Source organism: Oscillospiraceae bacterium, assembly GCA_025757985.1.
GTDB lineage: Bacteria > Bacillota > Clostridia > Oscillospirales > Ruminococcaceae > Gemmiger.
In genome coordinates, this window is sequence record CP107210.1 from 685046 (window position 1) to 698763 (window position 13718).

The 13718-nt window shown below is 59.5% G+C and carries 11 protein-coding genes; all 11 read right to left on the reverse strand.

The features are described 5' to 3' along the window. Positions 1 to 3: 3 nt before the first annotated feature. Entirely contained in the window at positions 4 to 936 is a 933-nt protein-coding gene (gene hprK / locus OGM67_03435) for an HPr(Ser) kinase/phosphatase (GenBank protein ID UYJ35401.1), read from the reverse strand. Positions 937 to 1068: 132 nt separating this feature from the next. Further along, positions 1069 to 2028: an acyltransferase family protein gene (locus OGM67_03440; GenBank protein ID UYJ35402.1), complete on the reverse strand. Its 960-nt coding sequence runs from the start codon at positions 2026 to 2028 to the stop codon at positions 1069 to 1071. A gap of 57 nt (positions 2029 to 2085) precedes the next feature. Continuing rightward, entirely contained in the window at positions 2086 to 3495 is a 1410-nt protein-coding gene (locus OGM67_03445) for a rhamnan synthesis F family protein (protein UYJ35403.1), read from the reverse strand. A 6-nt stretch (positions 3496 to 3501) separates the two neighbouring features. Next, entirely contained in the window at positions 3502 to 5445 is a 1944-nt protein-coding gene (locus OGM67_03450; GenBank protein ID UYJ35404.1) for a rhamnan synthesis F family protein, read from the reverse strand. Beyond that, on the reverse strand, positions 5442 to 6290 hold the full coding sequence (locus OGM67_03455) for an NAD(P)-dependent oxidoreductase (GenBank protein ID UYJ35405.1): 849 nt from the start codon (positions 6288 to 6290) through the stop codon (positions 5442 to 5444). Before OGM67_03455 ends, OGM67_03450 begins: the two co-directional genes overlap by 4 nt. Beyond that, the gene (locus OGM67_03460) at positions 6287 to 7303 is read right to left on the reverse strand and encodes a glycosyltransferase (protein UYJ35406.1); all 1017 of its coding nucleotides are present in this window, start codon (positions 7301 to 7303) and stop codon (positions 6287 to 6289) included. The genes OGM67_03455 and OGM67_03460 overlap by 4 nt, the downstream gene beginning before the upstream one ends. 21 nt (positions 7304 to 7324) lie before the next feature. After that, a complete protein-coding gene (locus OGM67_03465) occupies positions 7325 to 9043 on the reverse strand; it encodes a hypothetical protein (protein UYJ35407.1) in 1719 nt (572 codons plus the stop codon). After that, positions 9040 to 9933, reverse strand: coding sequence for a glycosyltransferase (locus tag OGM67_03470; GenBank protein ID UYJ35408.1), 894 nt, complete (start codon positions 9931 to 9933; stop codon positions 9040 to 9042). The genes OGM67_03465 and OGM67_03470 overlap by 4 nt, the downstream gene beginning before the upstream one ends. Further along, the gene (locus OGM67_03475; protein UYJ35409.1) at positions 9926 to 10696 is read right to left on the reverse strand and encodes a DUF4422 domain-containing protein; all 771 of its coding nucleotides are present in this window, start codon (positions 10694 to 10696) and stop codon (positions 9926 to 9928) included. The genes OGM67_03470 and OGM67_03475 overlap by 8 nt, the downstream gene beginning before the upstream one ends. 284 nt (positions 10697 to 10980) lie before the next feature. Continuing rightward, a complete protein-coding gene (locus tag OGM67_03480) occupies positions 10981 to 12882 on the reverse strand; it encodes an ATP-binding cassette domain-containing protein (protein ID UYJ35410.1) in 1902 nt (633 codons plus the stop codon). Positions 12883 to 12955: 73 nt separating this feature from the next. Further along, on the reverse strand, positions 12956 to 13711 hold the full coding sequence (locus OGM67_03485; GenBank protein UYJ35411.1) for a YjjG family noncanonical pyrimidine nucleotidase: 756 nt from the start codon (positions 13709 to 13711) through the stop codon (positions 12956 to 12958). Positions 13712 to 13718: the final 7 nt, after the last annotated feature.

Genomic DNA, 13718 nt, shown 5'->3' on the forward strand with positions numbered 1-13718 from the left:
TTTTTACTTTGTAATATCGTCCTGCAGGCCCAGCTGGGTCAGCAGCTCCTTGGCAGCGTTATAGCCCATCTCCTTCTGGCGGTTGTTGATGGCCGCCGTTTCCAGAATGACCGCCAGATTACGGCCCGGCATAACGGGGATCAGCATACTGGGCACCTTGACGCCGAGAATGTCATAATACTCTGTCTCAAGACCCGTGCGGTCGTAGTTCTTCGTGCGATCCCACGGCTCAAGCTGGACGACCATCTCAACCTCCACACTGGAGCGCACCGAGCCGATGCCGAACACGCGGGCAACATTGATGATGCCGATGCCGCGCAGTTCAATAAAGTGGCGGATGTTGGCGGGTGCCGTGCCGAGGATCTTGCGGTAGGAGACCCTGCGCAGCTCAACGGCATCGTCCGCAATGAGACGGTGGCCGCGCTTGACCAGCTCAATGGCGGTTTCGCTCTTGCCGACACCGGAATCACCGAGGATCAGGATGCCCTCGCCGTAGACCTCCACCAGTACGCCGTGGCGGGTGATGCGGGGTGCCAGCTCGGTGTTCAGCGTCGTGATGAGCTGGCCCATCAGGGCGGAGGTCATCTCGGTAGACATCAGAATCGGCACACCGTACTTTTTGCCGTACTGCATCATCTCTGACAGCGGCTGCATGCCGCGGCTCAGCACCACAGCGGGCGGCTGGAAGGAGAAAAGCTTTTCCAGATGGGTTTTGCGCAAGGTGGTGGTCAATTCATCCAGATAGGACATCTCGGTCAGGCCGATGATCTGGATGCGCTTGCTGTCGAAATTTTCATAGTAACCGGCCAGCAGGATGCCCGGGCGGTACACCTCCGTTGCCGTGACCTGGATCTTTTCCAGCTCACAGGGGGTGTAGGCGATCGTCAGGTTGGCTTCCTCAGCCAGCTTTGCCAGGGAAACGGAGAACTCAGACACAGTGGAACGCCTCTTTTCTTTTAGCATTATGTTTTATTATACCGTAATTGCCCGTTTTTGTACAGAGGCCGCGTGCGAACACAAGCAAAAAAATACCCGCTGTTTTTCACAAAACAGCGGGCAGACACAGTATCAAACAGGACGCAGGGCAGCAAAAGCTCTGCGCAGGGTCTTCTGCAGCCAGAGCAGGGCCTCCGCCGCCGCAAACGCAGCGGCCAGATAGACCACATACAAAAATGCCGTATCCCGGCGGGACAGTGCCGCCAGATCAAAATGGGCGGCCATATCCTGAATCAGAACATGATGTACAAGAAACACCGCGTAGGAGATTTTTGCCAGCTGCGCGCCCAGCACACGCGGCCACGGGCGGTCCAGCAGCGGGGCCGCCAGCGCCAGCAGGATAAAAACAGCGGCACCGGCGAGTGCGCAGGTGATCTTGCCGTCAAGGCTGCGGGCGGCGGCAGCACCTGCCAGCAGCGCCGCAGGCAGGATGTACTGCGCACGCTTCGGCATAATCAGAAAGGTCATACCGAAAAGAAATTCCGGGATATGCACCGCGACCAGACGCGCATCCCAACCCAGCAGATGGATCGGAATACACACCGCAAGGGTGACGACCCAGGTCAGCCAGATGTTTCTGCGCAGCGCCCGCTGCAGCAGCGGGAACAGCAGATACAAAAACAGGATGCTGCCGAGGAACCACTCTCCCACGCAGGCAAAATCCATACCGACCCAGCCCGCTGCCACGGCAAAGTTATCCAACCCAAGGAAGGTCAGCACCAGCGTGATCGTCTTTGCCCCGGCAAAGCTGCCCGGCCTTGTCACAAACCTCCAGCTGAACACAACGAACCATGCCAGCCAAAAGAGCGGGTAGACCGCCCCGGCACGCTTTTTGTAGAACTGCGCAGGGCTTTGATTTTCCGGGACCGTCAGCGCCAGCGAAGCGCCCGACACGATAAAGAACAGCGTGGAGCCGAAATCCCCCAGATAGATGCCCAGTGGCAGCGTGCTGGTAAACAGCTTATGCGGCAGGGTGAAATACCCCGTGACCGTGGCGTTGAAATGCACGGTCAGGATGCAGCCCAGCGCCACGGCACGGACCAGATCCAGATAAAAAAGGCGTTGCTTTTTGATGGGTGTTCTCCCCTTTTACTTTGTTTGCAGCCGATGCTTGATCAGACGCCCAAGCTGCTTTGCCACAGCGGCCGGCTGTGCAGCCGCTGTTTCATACACATTGAGAATGTCAGCGCGCGCCACAGCCTGAGCCGCTGTTTCAAAGCTGGCGGCGTATGCGCCGTTTGCTTGTGCGATCAGGGCCAGCCGCCAGGCGTCATGCTGGTTTTTGCAGTCCGGAATGCCCTGCGGGAAGGCAGACTCCCGCACCAGCATCCAGCCGCAGTTGGGTGCCGGCAGAGGCTCCTCACCGACAGGGACCTTCGCCTGACTTTGCAGGCTTTCTTTCTCCGCCAGCCATTGGCGGCGCTGCGCCGCAGCACAGCCCGCGTACAGCGGCACAGAGGGGCTGAGGATGCCGAGCAGCGGCTGCTTTTCAAACCAGATGGCAGCCTGCTCCATCAGCGCATCCGCCTGTGCGGCTGCCTGCCGGGTATACCAGTCGGTTACCGGGTCTGTCTTTGGCAGCGCATAGCGGATCAGCCGCAGCCCCAGCACAGCCGGGTCAGCCTGCGTTTGGGTAGGCATCCCAACGACATAGCGCCAGTGCAGGTTTTTGGACAGCGCCGCCAGCGGCTGGGTCTTAAGCAGCGACACGAGCAGAAGATCCAGCGGGAAACTGGTTTTTTCATGGAGATAGGCGCACAGCTCCCGCGCCGCCATGCCGTCTGTGCGGCGCAGCTCATCCCCGTAGGGCGTGAACAGACTGCGCCGCTTGAAGAACGGACAGCCGCGCTTTTCCAGCAGCTCCCGTGGGCAGGCCATGATCGGGTTGACAAAGACGCCCCTCATATCCTCCGTCTGCACATAGGTATCCCATGTATACCCCTTGGCGGCAAAATAAGGCGTGAACCGCGTTTCATGGCGGATAACGGACTCCTCGTAGCTTTTTGGCAGGGGCATTTCCTGCCAGTAGCGCCAGAAATCATCGCCGGTGAAAAGCCGGGGCCGCAGCGCGAGGAAATGGGACTGGATATGCTCCGGCACATTCCCGCCGAAGCGCGGGCTTTTCATTGCATAGTGACGGGTCAGGCCCCAGAAGTCCAGCGCCGGGCGTGCCTGCATTGCCTCAAACATCGGCCGCAGCTCACAGACCGGGCCTGCCAGCGTGTAGTTCATGAGGATGATCTCCTCATATTCCGCCAGTGCCTCCCGGCCGATGGTGAGCAGTGCCTCCCGGTAAGCCCCCACATCAAAGCCGGTGTTTTCCCGCTCTATGCAGCCCGCGCCGGACTGGCGCACCCACACCCGGTCCGCCGGGGCCAGCGCACCGTTTGTGACAAAGATGACCTTGCCATATTTCTGCACTGCCTGCACGGCAATACGGCAGGCAGTGTCAATACAGCCCGCCGGGTCATAATGGAAGTAGATGACCAGTCGTTTCATGGCAGATCAGTCCTCATAGGGGCCCTCATGCGGGCCGAAAATCGCGCGCTTTGTATTGATGATGACCCGGTAGGAGCCGCCGGGCAGATTGTCCCGCAGCCAGTTCCGGGCATGGCGGCGCTTGCTGTCAGAATACGGGCCGTAGTGGCTGAACAGATGGTGGCGTTTGTAGGCAAACCCTACCGCCGAGCTGGACGCCCCATAGAAGGTCGTGCAGTCAAAGACGCGGGCCAGCGGGCGGATCATGGCAGATGCGTAGGCCTGCATCGTATCGTTGTGGGTGACGGCATAGCTTTTGCTCATGACAACGGCCGGGTAGTAGCCTGCGCTCTGGGCCACAAACGGGTAGATGCGCTCGATGGCATGACTGATCGTACCGTCCTGCGGCAGCGGCTCCGGCGGGAAGTCAGTATGCTTCCAACCGTGGTCAAACAGCGGCGCGAGCGCCCGCGGGCGGAACCAGAACACACTGCCGTAGGGCGCAATGGGCGATTTTTCACCCGAGATGGGTACATCCAGTCCCAGATCCTTCATCAGCTTCTTCGTATTTTCAAAGTTCGGGCCCCAGCCGCCGGAGCACATATTCATAAAATACAGTCCGTGGGTCGGGTACGGCGGGCAAAGGATACCGAGGTAAGGGTCCTTCTCAAACTCGCACAGAACATTCAGCACATGCGCCGAATTTTTGCAGACATTCTCATTGCAGACATAGCCGAAGCCAGCACCCACGCTGCCGGGCTTTGTCTGGACGGCTTTTTTATCATGCATAAAGCAGGCGTAATCATATTCCCGCAGCTGCGGGGCCAGATCACAGAGGAAGGCTGCCACATCGCGGCCCTGATTCTCCACCACAGTCACGGTAACGCTGTGTACCGGCAGGCCGGCAAAGGCCGCCTCGATCTGCGGCTTTTTATCGGCGCTGCTCGTTGTGATAAAGACATCGGTCTGTGGCGGGAATTTGGCGGCAAAGGCCCTGCTCTGGCCGAGCATATCCATAAAATACAGATGCATGGCCAGCGCGATGCGGCGGTTTTGGCAAAGGCTCTGCGCCGCAGCGGCATCCTGCACGGTCGGTTCAATGATGCGGGTCAGCGCCAGATTCCGTGTGAAATCGTGGGGGTGCATCGTCCGGATCATATTCTTCCAGATCAGCTCCAGCGGGTAGTCCGTCTCATCGCGCAGATAGTCATACAGCTCCTGCACCGGCTCGCCTGCGGTATCGTTGAGGTAGGCCTCCAGCTCATGCATAAAGCTGCGGCGCTTGAAAAGCGGGCATTTTTTTTCGCGCAGCAACAGCGTCGGGCAGACCAGCAGCGGGTAGTCGGTAAACTCCTTCAGGTCGTCGGTCTTGACATAGACATCCCACTTAAAGCCCTTGTCCCCGAACTGCTTGGTGAACACAGCCTCATACCGCTGCACCGAGTCGGTGTAGCTTTCGATCATCGGCATCGTATCCCAATAGGCCTGCAGCTCCGGGTTCTGCACAAAGCGCTTGCGGTAGACAATGAAATGGGACTGGATATGCACCGGCAGATAGTTGTAAAGATGCTTGCCCTTGAAAGGGTTTGACTTTGCGCCGTGGTGTACGGAAAGGCCCCAGAAATCCAGATCCTGATTTTCCCACATGGCCTCGAACATCTCCCGCAGCGGGCGCACGGGGCCCATAAGGGTCGAGTTTGTCATGACGATCTCGTCATATTCCGACAGCTTCTCCCAGCCGTAGAAGTCAAGCGCCGTCTTGTAGGCCCATACATCAAGCCCCTTGTTTTCCCGCACGATGATCGTATCGGTGAACTGCTCAAAAGCGGCGCGCCCCTGCGCGCTGAGCTTGCCGTTGCAGACAACGACCAGCTCGGTCAGGTTCTTATGCAGATCTGCGAGATAGTAGGTGATGAAATCATCCACATCGCCGTTTTTTTCGTAGAAGAAAAAGATGCCTAATCGTTTCATTGCTGTTCCTTTTTATCCATGGCCAGAATCTGGTTGATTTTTGCCGGGTCACCCCAGGTGCCCGGGCTGTCGTAGGGGCGGTCCGGGAATGCACCGTAGTCGAGCCTGATCTTATAGTTTTTGTCCCGCAGGAATTTTTCCACACGGTCTGCCAGGCTCATGGGCTTGCCGGTGCATACATTGATGATGCCGTTGATCCGGTCCTGCACGCTGGCAGCCACGATCATATTGGCAAGTTCATCCACATCAATAAAGTCGTAAAGATTGCTGCCGCTCGTGAACGGGAAGGTCGCCTTGCCGTCCTGCTCTGCCTGCGTGATCTTGGCAAAGATCGAGCTGCCGTGGGCCTCATCCCCCGTGATATAGTACGCGCGCAGCCAGTGAAGCCTGCAGGGGGAATCCGCAAGGCTGAGCATCAGGCTCTGGCGCAGGGCGTTTTTCGCAATGCCGTACTGGCTCTGCGGCTTGCAGGGGGTGCTTTCGTTGATGGCACCCTCCCAGTAGCCGACCTCATGCATCGTGCCCATAACGCTCAGCCCCTGCAGACCGCCCTCCACCAGCGTGTTGAGAAAGGTCACATGGCTGGACAGATCCTTCATGTGGGCAGCAGAATTGTGGCGGAAGCCGTCGCGCCACGCCAGATGGATGCAGATGTCCGGGCTGCCCAGCTTCTTGTACAGATCAGGATCCCCGCTGAACAGCGGCTCATCACAGAATTCTGCACGCTCATCCACGCCCTTGAAGTTGAAATCCGCCGCAATGACACGATAGCCGCGGTCAAGGGCATTCTTTACAACATGACGGCCGATATACCCCGCCGCGCCGGTAATAAGAATCGTTTTCATAGCTGTTCCTCTCTGACCGGCAGCAGATCATACAGTCTCTGCAGCCGCATCTGGTATAAAAGCAGTGCCACGGTCTGTTTTTTATTGTGCCCTGCATCGTGTAAAATGTCAACCATCCCGCCGGGATAAGGGCCCAGCACCTGCCGCAGCGTCTGCCAGGCGCGGCGGCGGATGGCGCCGGGGGCGTGGGCGTCCCGCAGCTGGTGCATCAAAAATGTGACTGCCTGAGCGCGGCGATCCTTCCAGACGACCTGCAGTTCATCGGCGTCACACCAGCGCTGGGCGGCGTGAAATTCCGCTTCCATCCATGGCTCCAGTGCCCGGATGCGCCCCAGCAGCGCCTGGGCTGACCGCGCACAGGAGGTGCTTTGCATGCCTTCAAAATGGCGGTAGACCACCTGCGGGATATAGACCGCTTTGCTGATGCGCCGGTAGGCGGCGGCATTGAAAACGAAATCCTCCAGCCCGAAGCTGCATCGCTCATTGAAGCGCAGCCCCAGCAGCGCGGTGCGGCGGTAGAGGGCGTTCCAGACAAACTGCGGGCCGCTGTTTGTCAAAAAGGAGCCGTAGCCGCCGCTGCCAAGCTCGATTGTGCAGGCCTGCCCGGCAGGATGCGGCTGCTGGACCATTGTCCCGTCAGGGCGCTGGCGCAGCAGCTCATAGCCGCCGCGCACGATGTCCGCATGGGTATCCTCCGCCGTCTGCAGCAGCAGCTTGAGCGCCCCCTGCCAGAGCAGGTCATCATCATCGCAGAAGGTCAGGAATTCTCCGCTTGCTGCCTCCAGCCCGCGGTTGCGGGCCGCACAGATCCCGGCGTTTTTTTGGGTTATGACATGGATGCATTGGTTTTCGCTGGCCAGCGCATGGCATATTTTGTCCGTTGCATCCGTAGAGCCATCGTTGACGATGATGATCTCCAGCCCCGGCACCTGCTGCGAAAGGATCGACTCGACTGCGGTGCGCAGCGTCGTCTCGGCGTTGTACGCCGGGACGATCACACTGAGCTTTGCCATGACGCTGCCCTCCCTTCGCAGTTACTTTTTGAGCTTCTGATAGATTTTCCCGTAGGGCAGCGGCAACGGAGCCAGCCGCTTTAAAAAGCCGATCTTCCACCGCGCCGTGCCAAGGTCGCGCCCGGCGGCTGCAGGGTGGGTCAGGTAATACCCCACGCTGCGGGGTGCTGCCAGCGGGTAGATACCGCCGTCCTCAACGGTCAAGTCCCCGAGCAGTTTCACCTGTAAAGCAGTGGGGCTTTCCACCAATCGCAAAAACGGGGCGATTGCGCGCTGCGGCTCTATCGCCTGCCCGTTCAGCACGCTATGCTGCCACCCTTGCGCAAAATAGAGCACACCGCGCTGCAGCTCTGCCAATAACGGCTCGGCTGGCTGGGCGTCGGTATTGACGCGAAAGCCCGCAGGCGTTTTCGTATAGCTGAGGGTCGCCCCGACATCCTGCGAGAGCAGGCGCTCCAAAAGGGGCTGCCCTGCCCAGTAGATGCGCGGCGCCGGGGCACCGTCAAAGAGAAACACCTCGGTGCGCGCCGCACTGAACCGGCTGCGCAGCCGGTCATCCGCCGAGAGCTGCATCCCGTGCAGCTCCGTCCCAAGCAGCTTTTCAAGCAGCAGCTGGGTCGTACCGCCGCTGCCGATGTCCACAAGAATATCCCCCGCCCGCAGCTGTTTGCTCTGCAGGTAACCCATGACTGTATCGGCCGTTTCGGGGCGCGGCAGCTTTGCCAAAAACGCATACAGTGCTTCTGTGTCCGGCGTCTTGAGGTCGAAAACGCTTTCAGCCTCGCTATCCGGGCAGATGGTGCCGCAGTACGCGGCAAGCTGCGCGCCGGTCAGCCGTTGGCGCGGCAGCGCCGCCAGCACGCACGCATACTCTCCCTCTGCCAGAAACGCCGGGGCCAGACTGCGGCGGGAAACCTGCAGATACTCGGTCTTTTCCTCGGGGTAAAGCAGGCCGTAGACCTCCCGCATCAGATACATATCCCGCGCGAGGAAATAAAGCCTTGCGGCCGGGCATGCAGCCCGCCGGTCATGCAGCCAGTGACAAAATGCCACGGCAAGCGGCCCCAGCACTGAAAATCCCAGTGCCTGCCCGCCCGGCTGCAGTGCGGGCAGACGGTTTTCCGCAAAGGCGGCCACGGCATCCGCAGGCTGCGGCGGCGTTGGCAGATGCCAGGCCGGAATACCGGCCAGCGCCGCACCGGCCACATCTGCCCGCCAGCTGTCCCCGATAAAAAGCACCTGCCTTGCGTCCAGCTCCGTCTCATGCAGAAACTGCCGGAACAGCCTTCCGCTTCGCTTCTGCACACCGTAGGTGCTGGATACAAGACCGCCGTCAAAGGCGGGGTAGCCGCAGCGGCGCAGCATCGCATCAACCTGCGCCTGCGGCAGGTACATGTCTGAAATATAGTAGAGCTTTTTGCCCTGTCGGCGCAGTTGCTGCACTGCATCCAGCACCGGTCGGTACGGCACGCAGGCGGCCAGCTCGGCGGCACACTCCTGCGCCGGGTCATAGCCCGCAAGGCAGGGCCGGGCGTAGATCTCCGCCAGCGTCACCTCCCCGCCTTTGACCGCGCGTGCTTCGCGCTCGGCCTCGATGCGGGCCGTATAGAAAGCCTCTCCCCGCAGACGAAACAGATCCGCAGGGGTTGCGGTATCCCTCTTGATGAGGGTATCAAACACATCAAACGCCACCGCATCGGCGCGGGCAGCCCTGCGGCAGATCGATTCAGTCAGATTCATGGCAGATAGGGTGTCTGCGGGTGGAATTTCACCCCCGCAGCAAAGCCTTTCCAGATAATGCCGATGCGCTCGGCGCGGCGGCCACGGCTGTCGCGCAGCACCTGCACGGTATGCCATGCGTCCTTTGCCAGCAGCCACAGCCAGCCTGCAGCCCCCTCGCGGCGGTACAGCACGACATCGTTGCGGTAAAAATAGCGGTAGCGCCCCCAGCGCTCCGGTACATCCCGGGCAATGTTCACAACGCCCGGGTTCTGCATGGCATGCACGACCCGGCTGGCCGGAATAACACGGCAGGGCTTGCAGCGCGAGATACGGCGGGTATATTCCCAGTCATCTGACCAGATAAAAAACTCCGCGATGGGCAAGCCGAGCTGCCGCACGGTATCCATGCGCAAAAACAGTGACACAAAGCTGGCCATCACAGCCGGTATCTCTTTTCCGTCAAAGCCGTCTATGTCGCGGTACATCGTTTTGCGCTGCAGGTTCATCGGCTGGTCGCTGCCATCCGGGGCCAAAGCCCGGCTTGACAGCCAGCCGTATGCCCCGCCTAGGGCAGCATCGGCTGCCAGCAGTGCTTCCAGCGCCTGCGGCTCGGGAAATGTGTCATCGTCCATAAGCCAGACCGCCTTGCAGCCCAGCTCCGCCGCAGCCTGCATACCGTAGGCAAAGCCGCCCGCACCGCCGAGATTTTCTGTGAGGATACGGCAGACAAGACCCGGCATGGCGAGCGTTTTCAGATACTCTGCCGTGCCATCGGCGGAGGCATTGTCCACCACCAGCACCCGCAGCCCCTGCACAGTTTGAGCCTGCAGAGCGGCCAGACACCGGCGCAGCAGCGGCAGACGGTTGTAGGTCACGACCACCGCCGTGACATCTCTTGCATCAATCATCTTTTTTCGGGAATAATTTGCGCTTGAGGAAGGCCGTGCCCTTGTGCAGCCAGTTCTGATGCTCCATATAGACGATATCCAGTTCCTCAAAGCTGATGTTGTTGGTAATGAGCCATGCGTCCAGCAGGCGCTCACTCACAAAGCCGAACACACGGCGGTCATTCACCGTATAACCGGTCATGTCCAACTCCCGCTCAAGATCAAACAGGATATCGAACAGCCATGTGCAGTAATGCCGCAGCAGTTCCTTCTTCATGACGAACATGTTGAAGTGGTGGCCGTGGGTCTTGGACATATACATATCATAGGCGGGCAGATACTCCGGGCATTTGCGCGCAATGATGGCGCGGGTTGCCGTGAGATCCCGCTTGTGGTGGGCGTGGATATACTGGGTATAGTTTGTTTCAATGAAGTAATGGCGCTCTCGCGGCAGCACTACATTGGTGGTGGCCAAAATGGAGCAAAGCTCCTCATGGCTGATGACGCGCTCCTTCTTGGGCGCAAAGCGGCTCTTTTTCCGGCTGGCAAAATAACGGCGGTAATGCACGATACCGATATAGTCGGAATCAATGTTGTGCGCTGCCCAGTACAGGCCCGTCAGCTCACAGAAATTTGCGTTGCGCTCCGAGATATTTTCGCCGGTATCATCGCCGATATAGCCGATGGCCGGGTGGATGGCATGGCCCATCTGTACCGGAAGATACATCGGGTCCTCCGGCACCCAGTACGGTTTATGCGTTGCTACGATAATGGTGGTCTGCAATGTGTTCAACCCGCCTTATATACTTTTCCTACACTGTTCCGACTATTCTTGCTAAACCTATAGTATAACGCTTTTTCGTCGGAATACAAGTTACAGAACGGTAAAAGCCTATGGCAATACCGCACAATTCCCGCCTAACGGCTCAAGCACCGCTCCGGCGGCTGCGGTACGGCATCTGCGTTGCCAAAATGCTCGATAAGACATCCAGTATTATCTGCGCTTTTGGCTTAGCATCTGCCGCACCTCGCTCGCCGTATCGGCACTTAGAATTATGCTGTATTACCCTATTCCCCCTCGTTTTCGAAGCGCTCCTGCTCCTCTGCCAGCTTTTCCCATTCCTCATACAGCTCCTGCTGATGGAACCTTGTATCGTCTAACTCATCGCATTTATCCCGCAGCAGCAGATGATCGCGCAGCACCTCAGGGTCGTTGATCTCGTTTTCCAGTTCTACGATGTGCGCTCCCAGCTCCTCGATCTCGGTCTCGACCTTTTTCAGGCGGGCGCGCACCTCGGCGCGGCGCTTGCGCTGCTCCTTGCCGTAGCCCTGCTTTTTGGCGCTGTCCTCCGCCTTCTGCTGCGTTTCCTGTGCCTTCGCCCCTCTGCCGGCCTCGCGGTTCTGCAGTGCGGCAAAGTTCTGGTAAAATGCCGCACTGCCGTTTTCAAGGTACATGATCGGGCAATCCAGCGTCTGCATAAGGTAGCGGTCATGGGTGACAAGCAGCAGCGTGCCTGTGTAGGCCGCCAGCGCCTGGGTCAGGCTCTCCCGCATATAGATGTCCAGATGGTTCGTAGGCTCATCGAGGAACATCAGGTTCGGCCGCTCGAGCGCCAGCTCGGCAAAGCGCAGGCGGGCCAGCTCGCCGCCGGAGAGAGAGGCACAGTCCTTGAATACCTCCTCGCCGCGGTAGCCGAACCGCGCCAGATGGCTGCGCACCTCCAGTTCCGTAAAGCGGGGGTACTGGTTCCAGATGGCATCCATGACGCGGCCTGCGCGGCGCGCCTGCTGCTGGGTGAAGATGCCCGGCTTGGCGCCGCTGCCCAGCCGCACCATGCCGCCGGAGGGGCGGCGCTTGCCGTCCAGCACCTGCAAAAGCGTTGACTTGCCAGCGCCGTTGGGGCCGGCAATGACAAGCTTATCCCCGCGGTGGACCACATAGTCCAGCGCATCAATGAGGGTGCGCTCCCCGATGCGAACGCTCAGGTTTTTCATGATGACCAGCTCATCATACGGCTCAATGTCATACTCAAAGCGGAAGTTCAGCTCCCACGCCTCTGCGGTGGGTGCCTCCACGATCTCCAGCTTTTCAAGCTGCCTGCGGCGGCTCTGCGCCATTTTGGTGGTGGAGGCGCGCACGAGATTGCGGTCCACATAATCCTGCAGCTTGGCTGCCTTCTCCACGGCGGCATCGTGCAGCTTTTGCTGGCGCTCATCGGCAGCCTCTCGCTGGGGCAGATAGGCTGAGTAGTTGCCGCGGTAGGTCTTGATGCTCTTGCCGCGCAGCTCCCAGATGCGGGTGCAGACGGCATCCAGAAAATAGCGGTCATGGCTGACGACCAGCACCGCGCCGCGGTAGGCCTTCAGGTAATTTTCCAGCCACTCCATTGTTTCCAGATCGAGATGGTTCGTAGGCTCGTCCAAAATCAGCAGGTCGGGCCGTTCCAGCAGCAGACGGGCCAGACGCAGGCGGGTCTGCTCGCCGCCGGAGAGTACCCCGGCCGCCTTTGTCCATGTGTCGGCCGGGAACCCCATGCCGTTCAGCACCTTTTTGATCTGGGTATCCATATTGTAGGCATCCATCGCATCCACCACAGCGGTGCAGTGCGCGATCTTATCGGTCAGCTCTGCATTGTGGGGATCGGCAGCCAGCTGCTTCTGCAGACCTTCCATCTGCTGCATGGCATCCAGCGCCGGAGTGAACACCAGCTTCATCGTGGCATAGACATCAAGCGTGGGGTCCAGTCTGGCATTCTGCTCCAGATAGCCGGTGGTCACGCCGGTACCGAACGCCGCGTCCCCCGCATCGGGCAGGCTCTCGCCGCACAGTATGCGCAGGAGCGTTGTCTTGCCGGTGCCGTTGGCGCCGATAATGCCGATGCGGTCGCCGCGCTCCACCCCGGCTGTCACATCATGCAGTACCTCGTGTTCGCCGAAGCTCTTGCCTAAATTTTGAAGTTCCAACAACATAGCGGTACATCCTTAATTCCAAAATGATGCCGCCGCCTTATATACGGGCAGCGGCAGTATGCCCTGTGCTTGCTTACAGCAGGGCTTCGTTGCTGTGGCGGCGGTTGCGCACGCCCAGATTTTCCAGCTCTTCCGGCTCCATCACAATGCGGTACAGCTCCTCATAGGAACCAACTGTGAATTTCGGCGCGATGTCGGTCTTGTTCTCGACATTCTGGGGGTTGTACCAGCAGGTGTCCACCCCGGCGTTGATGCCGCCCTTGATGTCGGCAAGCAGGTCGTCCCCCACCATCAGCACGCGGCTGCGGTTCGTGATGCCCAGATCACGCAGGGCATGCTCAAACAGCTTGGCACTGGGCTTGGCTGCGCCGATTTTTTCAGAGATATAGATGCCGTCCATATAGCGGTCGATGCCGGAGGCCGCAATGCGGGGCTCCTGCACGGCAACAGCGCCGTTGGAGACGATGGCAAGCGTTGCCACCTCGCTCAGTTCCTCAAGCGCAGTCAGCGCGCCGGGCAGCAGGTCGGCGTGGGTGGAGAGCAGCTCCTCATAGCGGTCGTTCATGGCCTTGCCCTTGCCGTTATCCGGCAGCTGCATAGCCTGCATAAAGCGGCCGAACCGCACCTGAAACAGCTTTTGCTTGTTCATCTGCCCCTTGGCCAGTGCGTCCCACAGCTCCCGGTTTACCTGATGGTAAACGGCGCAGGCGTGCTCATCGTGGGGCAGCTCATACTCTGCCAGCATGTCGGTCAGAGCCTGACGCTCTGCAGCATCAAAGTCAAGAAGCGTATTGTCGATGTCCAGCAGGACACAAGTGTAAATTGCCATATTCTTA